18 protein-coding genes are annotated in these 18,420 nt (G+C 71.5%); 11 read left to right on the forward strand and 7 right to left on the reverse strand.

Annotated elements, in window-relative coordinates:
• Positions 1 to 105 precede the first annotated feature (105 nt).
• Complete coding sequence (locus ABZS40_RS15965) at positions 106 to 321, reverse strand: hypothetical protein (protein WP_354943995.1); 216 nt, start codon at positions 319 to 321, stop codon at positions 106 to 108.
• A 243-nt stretch (positions 322 to 564) separates the two neighbouring features.
• Between ABZS40_RS15965 and ABZS40_RS15970 the strand changes: the two genes are divergently transcribed.
• Positions 565 to 708 carry a hypothetical protein gene (locus ABZS40_RS15970; protein ID WP_354943996.1) on the forward strand — a complete coding sequence of 48 codons (144 nt, stop codon included), beginning with the start codon at positions 565 to 567 and terminating at the stop codon, positions 706 to 708.
• A 118-nt stretch (positions 709 to 826) separates the two neighbouring features.
• Positions 827 to 1,471, forward strand: coding sequence for a helix-turn-helix domain-containing protein (locus ABZS40_RS15975; RefSeq protein ID WP_354943997.1), 645 nt, complete (start codon positions 827 to 829; stop codon positions 1,469 to 1,471).
• A gap of 13 nt (positions 1,472 to 1,484) precedes the next feature.
• On the opposite strand, the gene ABZS40_RS15980 is transcribed toward ABZS40_RS15975, so the two are convergent.
• Entirely contained in the window at positions 1,485 to 2,411 is a 927-nt protein-coding gene (locus ABZS40_RS15980; protein ID WP_354943998.1) for a zf-HC2 domain-containing protein, read from the reverse strand.
• A 72-nt stretch (positions 2,412 to 2,483) separates the two neighbouring features.
• Here ABZS40_RS15980 and ABZS40_RS15985 point away from each other — a divergent pair, with 72 nt between their 5' ends.
• The 8 genes from ABZS40_RS15985 to ABZS40_RS16020 all read left to right on the forward strand — a co-directional run bounded on the left by ABZS40_RS15985 (position 2,484) and on the right by ABZS40_RS16020 (position 14,092).
• The gene (locus tag ABZS40_RS15985) at positions 2,484 to 3,524 is read left to right on the forward strand and encodes an SAM-dependent methyltransferase (RefSeq protein WP_354943999.1); all 1,041 of its coding nucleotides are present in this window, start codon (positions 2,484 to 2,486) and stop codon (positions 3,522 to 3,524) included.
• A gap of 296 nt (positions 3,525 to 3,820) precedes the next feature.
• Positions 3,821 to 3,910 carry a K(+)-transporting ATPase subunit F gene (gene kdpF, locus ABZS40_RS15990; protein ID WP_036410889.1) on the forward strand — a complete coding sequence of 30 codons (90 nt, stop codon included), beginning with the start codon at positions 3,821 to 3,823 and terminating at the stop codon, positions 3,908 to 3,910.
• Positions 3,910 to 5,565: a potassium-transporting ATPase subunit KdpA gene (gene kdpA / locus ABZS40_RS15995; protein WP_354944000.1), complete on the forward strand. Its 1,656-nt coding sequence runs from the start codon at positions 3,910 to 3,912 to the stop codon at positions 5,563 to 5,565. The genes kdpF and kdpA overlap by 1 nt, the downstream gene beginning before the upstream one ends.
• A 20-nt stretch (positions 5,566 to 5,585) precedes the next feature.
• Positions 5,586 to 7,781 carry a potassium-transporting ATPase subunit KdpB gene (kdpB, locus tag ABZS40_RS16000; RefSeq protein ID WP_354944001.1) on the forward strand — a complete coding sequence of 732 codons (2,196 nt, stop codon included), beginning with the start codon at positions 5,586 to 5,588 and terminating at the stop codon, positions 7,779 to 7,781.
• Positions 7,781 to 8,662: a potassium-transporting ATPase subunit C gene (locus ABZS40_RS16005; RefSeq protein WP_354944002.1), complete on the forward strand. Its 882-nt coding sequence runs from the start codon at positions 7,781 to 7,783 to the stop codon at positions 8,660 to 8,662. The genes kdpB and ABZS40_RS16005 overlap by 1 nt, the downstream gene beginning before the upstream one ends.
• 73 nt (positions 8,663 to 8,735) lie before the next feature.
• A complete protein-coding gene (locus tag ABZS40_RS16010; RefSeq protein WP_354944003.1) occupies positions 8,736 to 11,285 on the forward strand; it encodes a DUF4118 domain-containing protein in 2,550 nt (849 codons plus the stop codon).
• A complete protein-coding gene (locus ABZS40_RS16015) occupies positions 11,282 to 11,962 on the forward strand; it encodes a response regulator (RefSeq protein WP_354944004.1) in 681 nt (226 codons plus the stop codon). The genes ABZS40_RS16010 and ABZS40_RS16015 overlap by 4 nt, the downstream gene beginning before the upstream one ends.
• A 102-nt stretch (positions 11,963 to 12,064) precedes the next feature.
• Positions 12,065 to 14,092, forward strand: coding sequence for an FAD-dependent oxidoreductase (locus ABZS40_RS16020; RefSeq protein WP_354944005.1), 2,028 nt, complete (start codon positions 12,065 to 12,067; stop codon positions 14,090 to 14,092).
• Here the strand turns inward: ABZS40_RS16020 and ABZS40_RS16025 are convergent.
• From ABZS40_RS16025 to ABZS40_RS16035, 3 genes are read right to left on the reverse strand one after another with little or no spacing between them, the layout of a single operon-like run.
• Positions 13,996 to 14,472: an SAV_915 family protein gene (locus ABZS40_RS16025; RefSeq protein WP_354944006.1), complete on the reverse strand. Its 477-nt coding sequence runs from the start codon at positions 14,470 to 14,472 to the stop codon at positions 13,996 to 13,998. The two genes, ABZS40_RS16020 and ABZS40_RS16025, sit on opposite strands and share 97 nt — an antisense overlap.
• On the reverse strand, positions 14,469 to 14,972 hold the full coding sequence (locus ABZS40_RS16030; RefSeq protein WP_354944007.1) for a universal stress protein: 504 nt from the start codon (positions 14,970 to 14,972) through the stop codon (positions 14,469 to 14,471). The genes ABZS40_RS16025 and ABZS40_RS16030 overlap by 4 nt, the downstream gene beginning before the upstream one ends.
• Complete coding sequence (locus ABZS40_RS16035) at positions 14,969 to 15,379, reverse strand: hypothetical protein (RefSeq protein WP_354944008.1); 411 nt, start codon at positions 15,377 to 15,379, stop codon at positions 14,969 to 14,971. Before ABZS40_RS16035 ends, ABZS40_RS16030 begins: the two co-directional genes overlap by 4 nt.
• A gap of 163 nt (positions 15,380 to 15,542) precedes the next feature.
• On the opposite strand from ABZS40_RS16035, the gene ABZS40_RS16040 reads away from it, so the two are divergent.
• Positions 15,543 to 16,295, forward strand: a complete 753-nt coding sequence (locus tag ABZS40_RS16040) for a dienelactone hydrolase family protein (RefSeq protein WP_354944009.1) — start codon at positions 15,543 to 15,545, stop codon at positions 16,293 to 16,295.
• Positions 16,296 to 16,316: 21 nt separating this feature from the next.
• Here the strand turns inward: ABZS40_RS16040 and ABZS40_RS16045 are convergent, their stop codons facing one another.
• Positions 16,317 to 17,420 (reverse strand): L-dopachrome tautomerase-related protein, encoded by a 1,104-nt coding sequence (locus tag ABZS40_RS16045; RefSeq protein WP_354944010.1) that lies wholly within the window; start codon positions 17,418 to 17,420, stop codon positions 16,317 to 16,319.
• A 100-nt stretch (positions 17,421 to 17,520) separates the two neighbouring features.
• Positions 17,521 to 18,402 (reverse strand): SMP-30/gluconolactonase/LRE family protein, encoded by an 882-nt coding sequence (locus tag ABZS40_RS16050; RefSeq protein ID WP_354944011.1) that lies wholly within the window; start codon positions 18,400 to 18,402, stop codon positions 17,521 to 17,523.
• Between the last annotated feature and the right edge of the window lie 18 nt (positions 18,403 to 18,420).

An 18,420-nucleotide genomic window follows, 5' to 3' on the forward strand; every position in this document is an offset into this window, starting at 1 on the left:
CGGACCCGCGGAGATCTTGGACAGTTCCCGTTACGAGCTAACGGGAAGTGTCCAAGATTGCGAGAACTGGCTCCGTCGTGCGGCGTGCTGGGCGCGGGGTGTGAACTACTCGGCCTCGTCGTCATCGGTCGGACGCGGTGGGCGGTGCTCGGTGATCCACGCCTCCACATCCGCCCGCAGCCACACCGTCGTGCCGTGCAGTCGCTGGAACGGTGCGGGGAAGGTTGGGTAGCGGATCAGTTGGCGCATGCGGGTCCGGCTCACGCCGAGCAGATCTTGCAGTTCGTGCGGACCGACCAACGGACCCGGGACTTCACCCATCACCTGACGGTAGGGCGATCGGGCATGCCTAATTGCGTCTACCTACTTGCCCGGTCCTCTCGAATGGGTGAGGGTGATAACGACGGTCCAGCCAGGGGCCGGGCTGCCTGGGCGGCGATCGCGAGCGATGGGAGGGGTGCGCATGGATCAGGCGACGGAGTTGGCGTGGCTGCGGGAGCGGGTCGGGGGCCTGGAGACAGCGCTGCACTGCGCACGGAGGAGTTGTTTGATCTCCGTTGCCGGTTGACGTTGATCGGCCGGGTGGTTCAGGACGTCGACCGGGTGCAGCGAGCGCCCGGTGTCGCCCTTGGCGCAATCAATGCGGCGCTCTACTCCGAGGCGTCCAACCTGCGGCACCTGGTCCGGCGCCGTCGGAGCCTGCGGTGATCAAGTGATGAGAAGTAGGTCGGAAACGGCTGCGGCGCCTGCTTCTCATCACTTGATCAAGGTGGGACGGTGGTTGACGCTAGGCCTGGCGCTGTGAGCTGCCGATAGGGTCGGGCAGATGAGTGTCGAGACGGCTCCGCGCCGCCGCCGTCTGGAGCCGGACGCCCGGCGTGGGCAGATCCTGGCCTGCGCGGTCCGGTTGTTCGGCGAGCGCCCGTACGCGGACGTGTCGACCACCGACGTCGCCCGTGAGGCAGGTGTCGCTCGCGGCCTGGTCAACCACTACTTCGGGGCGAAGAAGGACCTCTACCTGGAAGTCGTCCGGGTCATGGTGACCATCCCCGAGGTAGCCCTGGAGCGACTGCCCAAGGGTGATCTCCGGACCCGGGTCGACGCCAGCGTCACCTGGTTCCTCGACGTGGTGTCCCGGCACAGCACCTCGTGGCTGGCGGCGGTCACCGCCCGGGGGATGGGCGGCGACGCCGACGTGGAACGGGTGCTCGCCGAGGCCGAGGAGGTCGCCGCGGACCGCATGCTGGTCGCCGTTGGGCTGGCCGGCGAGGCGGAGCACCGCGAGGAGTTGCGCGGGATGGTCCGCGCGTACGGCGGGCTGGCCACCTCGACTGCCCGCGAATGGCTCCAGCGTGGCGCGCTGACCCGCGACCAGGTGCACCTGCTGCTCACCACGACCCTGCTGACCATCGTCGAACAGGTCATCCCGCAGGTCCTCGCCGACCGCGAACCGACGCGACCAGAGCGCTGAACGCCGGGGCCGCTCAGGCGGCGCGCCGGTCGCCGGCCTGGCCGGTACGAGCCGCCGGAGCGGCCTGCCCGGTACGAGCCGCCGGAGCGGCGTGGCCGGTACGAGCCGCCGGAGCGGCGTACCGGTCGGCGGCCTGGGCCGGATAGGACTCGGGGCCTACCACCCGCAGCGGCCGATCCACCTCGTCGGCCCCGAACCGCCAGCGGGACGGTGTCGGCTGCCGCTGTGGTGCGGGGCCACCCGGGCGCAGCCCGGGCCGGGACAGCAGCACGGTGATCAGGTAGCCGACCACCAGGAAGCCGTGGCTGACCAGCCGTTCCCCGCCCACCGAACCGGTGGCCAGGTCGTTGACCGACAGCAGCAGCAACGTGCCGACGAACGCGCTGAGCATCGGCAGCAGCCCGGCGGGTGGGCTGCGGCGTAGCGCCACGAAGAGGAAGCCCGCGCCGACTGCCACGTTCCACGCCGCCGACTCGTGCCACAGGTGCTGGCCGGTGGGGTGCAGGTGGTCGGCGGCCGCGCCCCGGCCCACCTGGGCCAGGCCGAGCACCAGTTGCACCGCGCCGAGCAGCCCGAGCGCCGACCGCAGGCCGGCGACGAGCGAGCCACGTCCGAACGCCCCGCGTAGTCCGGCCGCGAGTTGGCTCCGTCCGGGCACTTTCCGCAGGCCGGCGACCAGCGGGCCACGCCCGTCCGAACGCCGCCACCGCGACCGGCGGGCCGGGACCGCGCTGGTGGCGGCAAGGATCGCCGCCGTCCGGTCGGGCACCTCAACCACCAGTCGGGTACGAACCCGACGGGTCACCGCGGCCGCCGCCGTGAACCAGGTCCGGCACTCGGCACACCCGTCCAGGTGCCCCTGCACCGCCGTCAGTTCGGCGGCGGTCTCCTCCCCGTCCAGCTGCGCGGACAGGATCTCCCGCCACTGCTCACACCCCATGTATCGGTAGTCGCTCCGGCAGCCGCTCCGGTTCCCGGCGACAGTGACTGGTTGTGGAATACTCGCCGGATCATGACGCGTTACGGCCTGCTGATCCTGCCCGCCACCAACCGGGTGTACGCCCGAGCCGCCGTCGACCTCACCCGAGCCGAGCTGGAGATCTTCGGCCGCTCGGCGCTGGACGGCCGGATCGGCGAGCTGGACACCGAGGTTGTCGGGGGGGCGTCCTACATCACGTTCACCGGCGACGGGCTGACCGAGCGTGACCTGGCCGTCCTCGGCAACCTCTCCGCCGGGTACGCGTTGTTCGAGATCGTCGGCGAGCTGTTGCGGCCGGTCGAGTGGAGCCGTCTGGACCGCTACGACGACGATCTGCTCACCATCCAGAAGTACCCGGGCAAGACCAACGAGCAGTTCACCAAGCTGCTGCTCAACGTCACAGTGCTCGCCTCGGACTGGGCCGCCGAGATGACCAGCCGCCGGTTTCGGGTGCTCGACCCGCTCTGTGGTCGGGGCACCACCCTCAACCAGGCGCTGATGTACGGCTTCGACGCCGCCGGCATCGAGCGTGACCAGAAGGACGTCGAGGCGTACCGGGCGTTCATCACCACCTGGCTGAAGCAGAAGCGGGTGAAGCACCGGGTGCTGGAGTCGGGGCCGGTGCGGCGGGAGCGCAAGGTGGTCGGCCGACGGGTGCGGATCGAGCTGGCACCGACCCGCGAGGAGCACAAGGCCGGCCAGACGCAGCTGCTGGACGTGGTCAACGCCGACACCGCCCGCTCGGCGGAGTTCTTCCGCCCGGAGACCGTGGACCTGGTCGTCGCCGACGCGCCGTACGGCGTGCAGCACGGCAGTCGTACCGCTGGGCAGGGGTTGACCCGCGACCCGCTGGCGCTGCTCGCGGACGCCGCGCCGGTCTGGGCCCGGTTGTTGCGCCCCGGCGGTGCGCTCGGGATCTCCTGGAACACCCACGTCGCCAGCCGCGACGACGCGGCGGCGGCGTTGGCCGACGCCGGCCTGACCGTGGTCGACTCCGAGCCCTACCGCGCGCTGCGGCACCGGGTGGACCAGTCGATCATGCGGGACGTGCTGGTGGCCCGCCGCCCGGCCTGAACGGCCCGCCACACCGCCACACCCTCACCTCGTACCGACCCCGCTCTGTGCCGCATTTCACCTGTTCAGTGGGCAGGTGTGAAAACCACGTCAAGAAAAGGTTCGCCTCCGTCATGGTCGCGTTATGACCCCTGCCGTTCGGCGGGTGGGGGGGCTTTGATTGCCCGGCGCGACCGGAAGGCGGTCGTGACGAACCTTTCCGGCTGAGGAGTCAGCGTGTCTGACGTGGTGTTCGTGGTCCTGACGGTGGCGCTGTTCGCAGTGCTCGCCCTGGTGGTCCGGGCGGTGGAGAAGCTGTGAACGCTGTCAACGCCGTCGGTCTGGTGCTCGCGGTCGTCCTGGGCGCGTTCCTGGTGTTCGCCCTGTTGTTTCCGGAGCGCTTCTGATGACCATGACAACAGCGGGCGTCATCTTCGTGTTGACGCTGGTGGCGGCCCTGGTCGCCGTCTACAAGCCGTTCGGCGACTACATGTTCCGGGCGGTCTCCGGCACGAAGCAGTCGCGGGTCGAGCGGGGCATCTTCCGACTGGTCGGGGTCAACCCGGCGGCCGAGCAGACCTGGGGCGTGTACGCCCGCAGCGTGCTGGCGTTCTCCGCGGTCTCGCTCCTGTTCCTGTACCTGTTCCAGCGGGTGCAGAACCATCTGTGGCTGTCGCTGGGCTTCGACCCGGTGGTGCCGCACGGCGCGTGGAACACGGCCGTGTCGTTCGTGACCAATACGAACTGGCAGTCGTACTCGGGTGAGTCGACGATGGGCCACCTGGTGCAGATGGCCGGCCTGGCCGTGCAGAACTTCGTCTCGGCGGCGGTCGGCATCGCGGTGGCTGTCGCGTTGGTACGCGGCTTCGCCCGCAGCCGCACCGGGCAGCTCGGCAACTTCTGGGTCGACCTGACCCGGATCACGTTGCGGATCCTGCTGCCGATCGCGGTGCTCGGCGCCATCGCGTTGATGATCGGCGGTGCGGTGCAGAACCTGTCCGCCGGCACCGACGTGAGCACGCTGACCGGCGGCACCCAGACCATCACCGGTGGTCCGGTCGCCAGCCAGGAAGTGATCAAGGAGCTGGGCACCAACGGTGGCGGCTTCTACAACGTCAACAGCGCACACCCGTTCGAGAACCCCACCACCTGGACGAACTGGCTGGAGATCTTCCTGATCTTCCTGATCCCGTTCAGCCTGCCCCGGGTCTTCGGTCGGATGGTCGGGCAGAACCGGCAGGGCTACGCCATCGCCGCGGTGATGGGCATCCTCGCGTTCCTCAGCGTCGCCATCACCAACATCTTCGAGCTGGCCGGCCACGGCACTGTGCCGCAGGCGGTCGGCGCGGCGATGGAGGGCAAGGAGGTGCGGTTCGACGTGTCGAACTCGGCCACCTTCGCCGCCGCCACCACGCTCACCTCGACCGGCGCGGTGAACTCGTTCCACGATTCGTTCACCTCGCTCGGCGGCATGATGACGATGGTCAACATGATGCTCGGCGAGGTCGCGCCGGGCGGCACCGGTTCGGGGCTGTACGGCCTGCTCATCCTCGCGGTGATCACGGTCTTCGTGGCCGGGCTGATGGTGGGCCGCACTCCCGAGTACCTGGGCAAGAAGATCGGGTCGCGCGAGATCAAATTCGCCTCGCTCTACTTCCTGATCACGCCGATCCTGGTGCTCGTCGGTACGGCGGCGGCGTTCGGCACCGGCAACAACTCCACGGCGCTCAACGTCGGCCCGCACGGCCTCTCCGAGGTGCTGTACGCGTTCACCTCGGCCAGCAACAACAACGGCTCGGCGTTCGGCGGCATCACCGTCAACACCACCTGGTGGGACACCGCGCTCGGGCTGTGCATGCTGCTGGGCCGGTTCCTGCCGCTCATCTTCGTGCTCGCGTTGGCCGGCTCGCTGGCCCGCCAGGCACCCACCCCCGCGTCCGAGGGCACCCTGCCGACCCACCGACCGCTGTTCATCGGCATGGTCGTCGGCGTCACAGTGGTCCTCGTCGCACTGACCTTCCTGCCCGCGCTCGCGCTCGGTCCGCTGGCAGAGGGGCTCTGACCATCATGAGGAACGAGGACATGTCCGTCACGTCCGCCCCGACAGAGCAACTCCCCGGCACACCCGCCACCCAGGGCAACCGGATCGGCGGGGGCCTGCTCGACCCCAAGCAGTTGATCCGGTCCCTGCCGGACGCGGTGCGCAAGCTCGACCCCCGCACGCTGTGGCGCAACCCGGTGATGCTCATCGTGGAGGTCGGCGCGGCCTTCACCACGGTCCTGGCGGTGATCGACCCGTCGGTGTTCGCCTGGGCGATCACCATCTGGCTCTGGCTGACAGTGGTCTTCGCCAACCTGGCCGAGGCGGTCGCCGAGGGTCGGGGCAAGGCCCAGGCGGCGACCCTGCGGCAGGCGAAGAAGGACACCATCGCCACCCGGCTGATCGACTGGAAGCCGGGTGCGCGGGCCAACACCTACCGCGATGAAGCGGTGCCGGCGCCGGACCTGCGTCAGGGCGACGTCGTGCTCGTCGAGGCGGGCGGCATCATCCCCGGCGACGGCGACATCGTCGAGGGCATCGCCAGCGTCGACGAGTCGGCCATCACCGGCGAGTCGGCCCCGGTCATCCGGGAGTCCGGCGGCGACCGCAGCGCTGTCACCGGCGGCACCAAGGTGCTCTCCGACCGGATCGTCGTGAAGATCACCCAGAAGCCGGGGGAGAGCTTCATCGACCGGATGATCGCCCTGGTCGAGGGGGCCAACCGGCAGAAGACGCCGAACGAGATCGCGCTGAACATCCTGCTCTCCGCGCTCACCGTCATCTTCCTGCTGGCCGTTGTCACCCTCCAACCGCTGGCCATCTTCTCCAAGGCGTACCAGGCGGCGGCACCGGACAGCGGTGCGATCACCGACTCCGGTGTCACCGGCGTGGTGCTGATCTCGCTGCTGGTCTGCCTGATCCCGACCACCATCGGCGCGCTGCTCTCCGCCATCGGCATCGCCGGCATGGACCGGCTGGTCCAGCGCAACGTCCTGGCCATGAGCGGCCGGGCAGTCGAGGCGGCCGGCGACGTCAACACCCTGCTGCTGGACAAGACCGGCACCATCACGCTGGGCAACCGGCAGGCCGCCGAGTTCGTGCCGGTCGAGGGGGTCGACCCGGCGGCGCTGGCCGACGCCGCGCAGCTGTCCAGCCTGGCCGACGAGACCCCGGAGGGGCGCTCGGTGGTCGTCCTCGCGAAGAACGAGTTCGGGCTGCGCGAGCGCGAGCCCGGCGTGATGCCGCACGCCACCTTCGTACCGTTCACCGCACAGACCCGGATGAGCGGCGTCGACCTCAGCCCGGACGCCAGCGTGGACGCCGGCGCGGTGGGCACGGCTCGCCGGGTCCGCAAGGGCGCCGCCGCCGCGGTGATGAAGTGGGTACGGGAGAACGGCGGCCACCCGACCGAGCAGGTCGGCGAGATCGTGGACGCGATCAGCGGCACCGGCGGCACCCCGCTGGTCGTCGCCGAGCACGTCGACGGTGAGCCCGCCCGCGCGCTGGGCGTCATCCACCTCAAGGACGTGGTCAAGTCCGGCATGCGGGAGCGGTTCGACGAGATGCGCCGGATGGGCATCCGGACCGTGATGATCACCGGTGACAACCCGCGGACCGCGAAGGCGATCGCCGACGAGGCCGGGGTGGACGACTTCCTGGCCGAGGCGACGCCGGAGGACAAGCTCGCGCTGATCAAGCGGGAGCAGGAGGGTGGCCGGCTGGTCGCCATGACCGGTGACGGCACCAACGACGCGCCGGCGCTCGCGCAGGCCGACGTTGGGGTGGCCATGAACACCGGCACGTCGGCCGCCAAGGAGGCCGGCAACATGGTCGACCTCGACTCCGACCCGACCAAGCTGATCGAGATCGTGGAGATCGGCAAACAGTTGCTGATCACCCGTGGCGCGCTGACCACCTTCAGCATCGCCAACGACATCGCGAAGTACTTCGCGATCATCCCGGCCATGTTCGCCGGCCTCTACCCGAGCCTGGACGCGCTGAACATCATGCGGTTGTCCAGCCCGGAGTCGGCGATCCTGTCCGCTGTCATCTTCAACGCCCTGGTGATCATCGCGCTGATCCCGCTCGCCCTGCGGGGCGTGCGGTACCGGCCGGCCGCCGCGTCGAAGCTGCTCAGCCGCAACCTCCTGGTGTACGGGCTGGGCGGCATCATCGTGCCGTTCATCGGGATCAAGCTCATCGACCTGCTCATCCAGTTCATCCCGGGGATTTCGTGATGCGTCTACCCACCTGGATCGCCCAACACCTCGCCGCGCTGCGCGCCGTGCTCGTCTTCACGGTGCTGCTCGGCCTGGTCTACCCGCTGGCCCTGGTAGCGCTCGGTCAGCTGCCCGGCCTCAACCACAAGACCGACGGCTCGCTGATCTCCTCGGGCGGGACCACTGTCGGCAGCGCGCTGATCGGCCAGTCCTTCACCGACGCGGACGGCAACCCCGTCGCCCGCTACTTCCAGTCCCGCCCCTCCGCCGCCGGCGACGGCTACGACCCGACCTCCACCTCGGCCAGCAACCTGGGCCCGGAGAGCGTTGTCGACACCATCGCCACCGACCCGGAGGAATCCAGCGAGAGCCTGCTCACCCAGGTGTGCGGGCGCAGCAAGTCTGTCGGCGAGCTCGACGGCGTCGACGGCCGGCGCCCGTACTGCACCGACGACGGGGTGGGTGCCGTGCTCGCGGTCTTCCGCGCCGACGGTCTGACCGGCCCGGTCACCCGGGTGGTCAGCGTCAACCAGGCCGCCCCGGCCACGCCGTTCGTCACCGAGTACCAGGGTGTCGCGGTGGAGCCGGCCCAGCCCGGCGAGGACTACGTGGCGGCCGGCGGGGTGGTCACCCCGATCCGGGGCGACGCGCCCGCCGACCCGGCGGTGCCCGCCGACGCGGTCACCGCCAGCGCCAGCGGTCTCGACCCGCAGATCAGCCCGGCGTACGCCGAGTTGCAGGTGAACCGGGTCGCGCGAGAGCGCGGCGCGGACCCGGCGGCGGTCCGCAAGCTGGTCGAGGAACACACCGGCCGGCGTGGGCTGGGCTTCATGGGTGAGCCCGGCGTGAACGTGCTGGAGCTCAACCTCGCGCTCGACAAGCAGTTCGCCGCACGCTGAGCACCTTCGTGGGCGGGGCCGTGCCGACCGGGCGCGGCCCCGCCCGCCGATCTGACCAGGGAGGATGGTCCCCGTGCCACGCGGAGAACTGCGCATCTATCTGGGGGCCGCCCCCGGCGTCGGCAAGACGTACGCCATGTTGGAGGAGGCCCAGCGGCGGGCCGCGCGCGGCACCGACGTGGTGATCGGTTTCGTGGAGACCCACGGCCGCCAACACACCGCGGCGATGCTCGGTGACCTGGAGCAGGTGCCCCGCCGGAGCATGGACTACCGGGGCGCGGCGTTCACCGAGATGGACCTCGACGCGGTGCTGGCCCGCCGACCACAGATCGCGGTGGTCGACGAGTTGGCGCACAGCAACGTGCCCGGCTCCCGGCACGACAAGCGTTGGCAGGACATCCAGGAGCTGCTCGACGCGGGGATCGACGTGCTGTCCACTGTCAACGTGCAGCACCTGGAGTCGGTCAACGACGTGGTCGCGCAGATCACCGGCACCACCCAGCGGGAGACGGTGCCGGACGAGATCGTCCGCGCCGCCGAGCAGGTCGAGCTGGTCGACATGACCCCCGAGGCGCTGCGCCGGCGGATGGCGCACGGCAACATCTACCGACCCGACAAGATCGACGCCGCGCTGGGCAACTACTTCCGGGTCGGCAACCTCACCGCGCTGCGAGAGCTGGCGCTGCTCTGGTTGGCCGACAAGGTCGACGAGCAGCTCGACCGCTACCGCAGCCAGCAGGGGATCGCGGCCACCTGGGAGGCCCGGGAACGGGTGGTGGTCGCGCTGACCGGTGGCCCGGAGGGCGAGACGCTGATCCGTCGGGCGGCCCGGGTCGCCGCCCGCAGCAAGGGCGCCGACCTGCTCGCCGTGCACGTGGCCCGCAGCGACGGCCTGGCCGGCGCCGACCCGGCCCAGCTGGCCCGGCAACGAGTGCTGGTGGAGAGCCTCGGCGGCACGTACCACCAGGTGCTCGGCACCGACGTGCCGGCAGCGCTGCTGGACTTCGCCCAGGGCGTGAACGCCACCCAGTTGGTGCTCGGGGCCAGCCGGCGGGGTCGCCTGGCGCAGATCTTCGCCCGGGGTGTCGGGGTGACCACCACAGCGCTGTCCGGCTCGATCGACGTGCACCTGGTCACCCACAAGCAGGCTGGCAAGGGTCGCCGGGCGGCGGCCGTGCCGGCGGCGCTGTCCCGCCGGCGCCGGCTGCTCGGCTTCGGGCTGGCGGTGCTGGGCATGCCGCTGCTCACAGTGCTGCTGAAAACCCTGCCCGACCTGACGTTGACAAACGACATCCTGCTGTTCCTCGCCGGGGTGGTCGGGGTCGCGCTGGTCGGCGGGGTGTGGCCGGCCCTGGTCGCCGCGCTCGGCGGCTCGCTGCTGCTCAACTGGTTCTTCACCCCGCCCTTCCGCACGCTGACCATCGCCGAGGCGGACAATCTGCTCGCCCTGGCCGTCTTCGTCGGGGTGGCTCTGGCGGTGAGCTGGATCGTGGACGTGGCCGCCCGGCGTACCCGGGAAGCCGCGCGGGCCGCCGCCGACGCGCAGACCCTCGCCGCCGTGGCCGGTGGGGTGCTGCGCGGCGAACGTCCGCTGCCCGCCCTGCTGGATCAGCTCCGGGAGACCTTCGGGCTGCGCGCGGTGAGCGTGCTGGAGTTGGCCGAGGAGGCCAGCGGGCGACCGGAGCGGGCCCGCGAGGAGCACGCCTGGTGTGTGGTGGCCAGTGTCGGCGAGCAGCCGGCCTGCACGCCCGACGGCGGCGAGACGGCGGTGCCGGTCGACGACCGGATCACCGTCGTGCTCAGCGGCCGGCGGCTGGAGGCCGCCGACCGGCGGATCGTCGAGGCGTTCGCCGCCCAGGCCGCCGTCGCGCTGCGTCAGGAACGGCTCGCCGAGGAGGCCGCCACCGCCCGGCCCCTCGCCGCCGCCGACCGGATGCGCACCGCGCTGCTCGCGGCGGTCAGCCACGACCTGCGTACGCCACTGGCGTCCGCGAAGGCGGCAGTGACCAGCCTGCGCAGCCACGACATCGAGTTCGACGAGTCCGACCGCGAGGAGCTTTTGGAGACCGCCGAGGAGTCGTTGGACCGCCTCGCCCGGCTGGTCGGCAACCTGCTGGACATGAGCCGGCTCCAGGCGGGCGTGCTGGGCATCTCGGCGACAGCGATCGGCCTGGAGGACGCCGTACCCCTGGCGCTTGACGAACTTGGCCCGGTGGCCGCGACGGTCGGCACTGACATCCCGGCCGACCTGCCGGCCGCCACCGCCGACCCGGGCCTGCTGGAACGGGTGCTGGTCAACATCGTCGCCAACGCGCTGCGCTACAGCCCGCCGGACCAACCGCCAACGATCACCGCCAGCGCCCACGCCGGCCAGGTGGAGCTGCGGGTGATCGACCGGGGGCCGGGCATCCCGGAGGACCAGTGGGAGCACGTCTTCCTGCCGTTCCAACGCCTCGGTGACCGGGACAACCAGACCGGCGTCGGTCTCGGTCTTGCCCTGTCCCGGGGGTTGGCCGAGGCGATGGGTGGCAGCATCACCCCGGAGACCACCCCCGGCGGTGGGCTCACCATGGTGCTGCGGTTGCCGGCCGCGCAGACCGCCTCGGAGGGGCCGCAGGAATGACGCGCATCCTGGTCGTCGACGACGAACCGCAGATCCTGCGTGCCCTGCGCATCAACCTGCGTGCCCGTCGGTACGACGTGGACGTCGCCGGCACCGGCGCCGCCGCGTTGAAGGCCGCCGCCACTCACCCGCCCGACCTGGTGGTGCTGGACCTCGGCCTGCCCGACATCGACGGCGTGGAGGTGATCCGGGGCCTACGCGGGTGGACCACAGTGCCGATCATCGTGCTCTCCGGCCGGGCCGGCAGCGAGGACAAGGTCGCGGCGCTGGACGCGGGCGCGGACGACTACGTCACCAAGCCGTTCGGGGTGGAGGAGTTGCTGGCCCGCATTCGCGCGGTGACCCGCCGCCTCGGCGCGCCCAGCGAAGCGGTGCCGGCCCTGCGGATCGGCCAGCACACCGTCGACCTGGCCGACCACAGCGTGCTGCGGGACGACGGCACCGAGGTCAAGCTGACCCCCACCCAGTGGAGCGTGCTGGAGAAGCTGCTGCGTCACCCCGGCAAGCTGGTCAGCCAACGTCAGCTCCTCCAGGACGTGTGGGGGCCGGAATACCAGAACGAGACCAACTACCTGCGGCAGTACCTGGCCCAGCTGCGGCGCAAGCTGGAGGACGACCCGGCCCGCCCGCGTCACCTCATCACCGAGCCGGGGATGGGTTACCGCTACCGGCCGTGAACCATTGACACCCGCCGGCAGAGATTGAAGAATTTCTTTCGCAGCGGCAGCGGCGTGCTTCTGTAACCGTCCCCTTCACCGGTTACCCCTCGGGAGCCCGCCGTGTCCGTGCCCCTGCCCCTGCCCCTGCCCCTGTCCCGTCGTCGGCTGCTGGTCGCCGGCGGTGCCGGCCTCGTCCTGGCCGGTCTCAGCGACCCGTTCCGGGCCGACCCCGCCCGAGCCGCCGTCACCACCGCCGACCTGGTCGTCTACGGCGCCACCTCCGGCGGGCTGGCCGCCGCGATCACCATGCGCCGCCTCGGCCGCACCGCCGTGGTGGTGGAGCCCACCGGCCACGTCGGTGGGTTGAGCACCGCCGGGCTGGGCGCCACCGACACCGGCGTCCAGGCGTCCATCGGCGGGCTGGCCGCCGAGTTCTACCGCCGGGTGTACGTGAAGTACCACGGCGGAACCCTCACGCCGACGTCGCCGCTGCGGATGACCTTCGAACCGCGCGTCGCCACCGCCGTCTTCGCCGAGATGCTGGCCGAGACGGGCGTCCCGGTGGTCGTCAACGCCCGGCTGGGCAGCCTCGGCCGCAGCGGCAACCGGATCACCGAGCTGCGCACCGAGGACGGGTCGATCTACCGGGGCGGGGTGTTCGTCGACGCCACCTACGAGGGCGATCTGCTGGCCATGGCCGGGGTCGGCTTCACCGTCGGGCGGGAGTCCAACGACACCTACGGCGAAACGATCAACGGGGTGCAGTCGCGCAACACCCACCAGTTCGCCTACCCCGTCGACCCGTACGTGACTGCCGGTTCGCCCACCAGCGGGCTGCTGCCGGGCATCTCCGCCACTCCGCTCGCCCCGCAGGGCAGCGGCGACGACAAGATCCAGGCGTACTGCTTCCGGATGTGCCTGACCCAGGCGTCCAACCGCATCCCGTTCGGCAAGCCGTCCGGTTACGACCCGATCCGCTACGAACTGCTGCTGCGGCACATCCAGGCCGGCTACACCGGGCCGTACTTCACCACCCACTCGGTTGGCGGCGGGAAGACCGACTCCAACAACAACGGTGCCGTGTCGACCGACAACATCGGCTTCAACTACGCGTACCCGACGGCGAGCTGGGCCACGCGGGAGAGCATCGTCGCCGAGCACCGCACCTACCAGCAGGGGCTGATGTGGTTCCTGGCCAACGACAGCCGACTGCCGGCGTCGGTTCGCGACTCGACGGCCCGGTGGGGGCTGCCGGTCGACGAGTTTCCCGGCACGGGCGGCTGGCCGCCGATGCTCTACATCCGTGAGGCACGCCGGATGATCTCCTCGTACGTGATGACCGAGGCCGACTGTCGGGGCCGGGTACGCGCCACCGACTCGGTGGGCCTGGCCAGCTACACGATGGACTCGCACAACTGTCAGCGGGTGGTCGTCGACGGCAAGGTGCGCAACGAGGGGGACGTGCAGATCGGCGTGCCGGCGCCGTACCCGGTGAGCTACCGCGCGATAGTGCCGCACCAGGCGCAGTGCGCGAACCTGCTGGTGCCGGTCTGCCTCTCGGCGAGTCACATCGCGTACGGCTCGATCCGGATGGAACCCGTGTTCATGATCCTCGGGCAGGCCGCGGCCACCGCGGCGTCCATGGCGCTCACCGGGAACCTCGCCGTGCAGGGCGTCTCCGTGCCCGCCCTGCAGGCCCGGCTGCGTCAGGACGGCGCCGTGCTGGAGTGGGGGTCGACCAGCGAGGTGATCCTGGACAACGCCGCGTCCAGCGGCATCACCCGGGCCGGGACGTGGCTGCGCAGCACCAGCATCGGCGGCTACTACGGCCCGGACTACGAGCACGACGGCAACACCGCCAAGGGCGTCAACCGGCTGCGGTTCCGCCCGACACTGCCCGCCTCCGGGTCGTGGACAGTGCAGTTGCGCTGGACCGCGGACCCGAACCGCGCGACGAACGTGCCGGTGGACATCGCGTACTCCGGGGGGTTGGTCACCCGGACGGTCAACCAGCGGCAGTCCGGCGGCCAGTGGGTGCCGTTGGGCACCTATCAGTTCACCGCGGGCAGCGACGGCAGCGTGCTGATCCGCACCGAGGACACCGACGGCCACGTGGTCGCGGACGCGGTGCGCTTCGTACGCGCCTGACCGGAGGCGGGTGCCGGGTCGACCCGGTCAAGTGGCGGGGCCACCAGCAGCGGGTCGACCTGGATCACCTCGATGCCGAGCGGGCGCAGCATGCTCCGTAGCGCGGACTCGCACAGCTCTTCCCAGGGCTGGTCCGTGCCCATCGCGGCGACCAGCAGCTCCGGTCGGGTGAAGGCGATGCCCACCCGTTGCCCCTGCGGCGAACGGCCGGTCCGCACCGTCCGCACCAGCCGTCCCGGCAGGTCACGCACCGGAACGGCGAAGATTATCGGGGCCTCGTCCATGGTCGGGTTGTTCCTCTCTCTGCCCGCTGAAGCGGCGGTTGTCGGCGGTGCCGCGGCAGCGGCGGTTGTCGGCTCTGCCGCGGCAGCGGCGGTCATCGGCTGAATCGTTCGAGGTCGCGGGCGAAGCTGCGGATCGTCGCGGCCCGTGCCCAGGTCGGCGCGGGCACCGCGACGACCGGCACTGCCGCACGGGTGACGCAGTACCGGGTGACGTGGCCACGGGACCGGCCGAACCGGCCGCGATCCGGGCTGCCGACGACCAGCAGATCGGATTCCCGGTGCGCGTGGTCGACAAGCACCTGCCCGGCGTACCCCTGGGTCGCCACCAGCCGCACTGTCACGTCCCGGGGCAGGCCACCGAGCGCCGCGTCGAAGACGCCGCGCAGGTAGACCAGGGCCGCCCGGTCGCACTCGTCCTGCCACCGCCAGGTCAGGGTGCCGGGCCGCCACGTCGGCGCGAAGACCCACGCGCGGACCGCGTCCAGCTGCGCGCCGTCGCGGCGGGCCAGCTCCATCGCCCGGCGCAGCGCCTGCATCCCGGCGAACGAGCGGTCGACTCCCACCACGATCCGGTGGGCGCCGGTGCGGCGGTTCATGCGGCGGACCCGACCCAGGCCGGGCTCCCCTTCGCGGTACGCGGGTCGGCCGGCGTGGTCAGGTCGAGCGCCCGCAGGATGTAGTTGGCCTCAGCCACCTCCACCCCGGCGCGCAGGCGCAGGTCGGCCACGGCGCGATGCAGCACGGTGATGCTGTCGGCGGAGAGGCGGACCACGGCGTCGACGTCGGCGGCGATCCACCACGCCGCGACCGCGCACGGCTCGTGCCGCAGGTACTCCACCAGGTGACTGCCGGGCGCGGACGGGCCGAGCCGGACGCTGACCAGCGCCTCGTGCCGCCGCTCCGGCCCGTCCGCCCTGGTCGTGGGCTCGCCGGGGTCGCTGGCCGTGTCGGTGTCGGGCGGCAGGTCGCCGCGTTCCCAGCGTGTCATCCGCCAAGGACTCATGGACCCATCGTCACCACCACGCGACGGCGAAGCACCAGTCGATACGCGGTTTCGACGGGCCACCGCCATTTCTTGACGCCGCGTTCACGCGGCTGGCCTCCGGGAGCGCCGACACGGCGAGTAACGTTCCGAACGGACCAAGATCGGCGTACGAGGAGGCACGGTGCTGACGACGACGGTGGACATCCCGACCAGTGACGGAGTGGCGGACGCGAGTCTGATCCGACCGGACGGCGACGGCCCGTTCCCGGCGGTGCTGCTCTTCATGGACGCCTTCGGGCCGCGCCCTCGCCTGGTCGAGATGGCCGAGCGGATCGCCGCCCGGGGCTACCTGGTGGTGACGCCCCACCTGTTCTATCGGGCCGGCCGGGCACCGTTGTTCGACCTGTCCCGCCTCGGCGAGGCCGACCAGCGCGGCGCCCTCTTCGAGAAGATCATGCCGCTGGTCGGCGCGTTGACCCCCGACGTGATCAGCAGGGACACCGCCGCGTTCCTCGACTTCCTGGCCGCCCGCGACGACGTGCGGCCGGGTCCGGTCGCGATCACCGGTTACTGCATGGGCGGCACGAACGCGCTGCGAGCCATCGAGGCGCACCCGGACCGCATCGCGGCCATCGCCAGCTTCCACGGCGGGCGGATCGTCACCGAGGCGCCGGACAGCCCGCACCTGGGCGTCGAGTCGATCACCGGCGAGGTGTACTTCGGGCACGCCGACGCCGACCAGTCGATGACGCCCGAGCAGATCGCCACGCTGGAGAAGGCGCTGGACGCCGCCGGGGTGCGCTACCGCTCCGAGGTGTACGCGGGCGCGCACCACGGCTACACCATGGCCGACACCCCGGCGTACGACGAGCAGGCCACCGAACGCCACTGGGCGGCCCTGTTCGACCTCCTGGACCGCACCCTGCCGACCTGAGCACTGTGACAGCGCCGGTGCTCAGCGGCGCAGCAGCACCGGGCCGGCGTCGATGCGGGTGCGGAACAGCGCGTACGGCTTGCGCCGCAGGTCCTTGCCCCGCTGGTACTGCGGCTGCCGGTGCAGTTGGTTGGCGGTGACGTAGAGGTACCCGTCCGTGGCCACCGACATGGTGTCCGGCCAGAGCAGTCGTGGGTCGTGCACCAGCGTTTCGTACTCGCCGTCGGGCAGTCGACGCAGCACCGCGTTGTGCTCGTACGAGGTGAGGTAGAGCCGCCCGGCGTCGTCGCTCTCCAACCCGTCCGACGCGGTGCCCCTGTCGCCCTCGTCGACCACTGTGGCGGCGACCGCCTCCTGGGTGACGCCCGGGTCGGCCAGCGCCTCTGTGGAGGCGCTGTGCAGGCGCCGGGACGCCAGCGGGCAGTAGTAGAGCCGGGTGCCGTCGGCGGAGATGGCGATGCCGTCGGAGCCCATTGTCAGCGGCTTCGGCGGGCCGTCGGCCGGCCGTTCGAGGAACGGCCGGCCCTCGACCACCGGCCGGAACGACGTCAGCGGCTCCGCCTTGGTGGACGGGTGGTCGTGCAGCCGCCGCCAGGAGGCCCCGCTGGCCAGGTCCACCACGATGATCCCGTTCGGCCCGGTGGACGCGGAGTCGGTGATGTACGCGACCCCCGCCTCGCCCCGCCGCAGGTCGAAGCGGACGTCGTTGAGGTACGTCGTCGGCAGCGCCACGTCCGCCGGGAAGGTGATCACCTGGGCGACCGTGTCGGTGTCCAGGTCGACCCGGACCAGCTTGGGGCCGCCCGGCTTCGTGGGCTGGAACATCGGGCTGCCGGTGTCCAGCACCCAGAGCCGATCGGCCGGGTCCACCACGATGCTCTGCACCGACACGAACGCGCCCGCGTCGTCGTCGCCGGACGGGTCGTTCCAGGCATGGTCGGGGTAGGGCATCTCCCGGCCGTCGCGCAGTTCGACGACGGTGGCCGCCACCTCGTCGCCCCACTTCGGGAAGTTGACGAAGATCCGGCCCCGGTGCGAGACGCTCACCCCGGTCGGCATCGGGCCGGTGAAGGTGTGCACCAGCTCCAGCTCGCCCATCGGCTCGTCGCCGACCGGCCCGTTCATGACGTCCGTCCCACGGTGCTCATCGGCTCGCTCCCTACCGGTCGGTTGTTACCGCGCTCGGGTGCGGTTGTTCCCGCCCTGGCGTCCGGTATGCCTCCGGTCAGCTCGCCGGCGCGTCGGCCCGCGCGGCGGGCAGGCCGGGCACCGCGACGTCCACCGCGAGCAGCGCGCCGTCCTGCGGGCCCGCCGTGTCCAATCCCACCCGAGCGGTGCCGATGAAGAGTCGCCGCAGGTCGGGGCCGCCCAGGCAGATGCCGGCCGGCTGCTTGGCCGGCAGCCGGATCTCCCGGTCGAGGGTGCCGTCGGGCCGGTAGCGGCGTACCGCGGAGCCGCCCCACAGCGCGATCCACAGGTGGTCGGCCGCGTCGAGCGTCATGCCGTCCGGGCCGCCGTCGGCGGGGGACAGCCGCAGGTACGGCTCCCGCCCGCGCAGGGCCCCGGTGGCGGGGTCGACGGTGAACCTGTCGATCTCACCGCGCGGGGTGTCGGCCAGGTACATGGTGGTGCCGGTCGCGTCGAACGCCGGCCCGTTCGGGATGGCCAGCCCGGTCACCGCGGGGACCGGCTCGGCGCCCGGGGCGAGGCGGAACAGCGTGCCCCCGCCGGGCACCATCGCGTACGTCATGCTGCCGGCCCAGAAGCGGCCGTGCGGGTCGGCGACCGCGTCGTTCATCCGGGTCGGCTCGGGCGCGTCGGCGACCAGCTCGGCGACCGGTCGGGGGTCGCCGGCGGCGGGCAGCACGGTGACGCCGGTCCCGGCGGCGGCCAGCCATTCGCCCGGTCGGTCGGCAACCGGCGCGACAGCGCCGAGCGGCACGTCGAGGCGGCGTAGCTCCCGCAGCGGGTTCGGGGCGTCGCCGTCGGTCTCCAACAGTCGCCCGGCCAGCAGGTCGACCAGGACCAGCCGGTCGTCGACCCAGCGCAGGCCCTCACCCAACTCCAGCCGGTCGGTGCTCCAGACGGTCGGCTCGGTCAGCTCCATGGTGCTCCTCCAGAGGAT

The organism is Micromonospora sp. NPDC005324 (genome assembly GCF_040607155.1).
Classification (GTDB): domain Bacteria; phylum Actinomycetota; class Actinomycetes; order Mycobacteriales; family Micromonosporaceae; genus Micromonospora; species Micromonospora trifolii.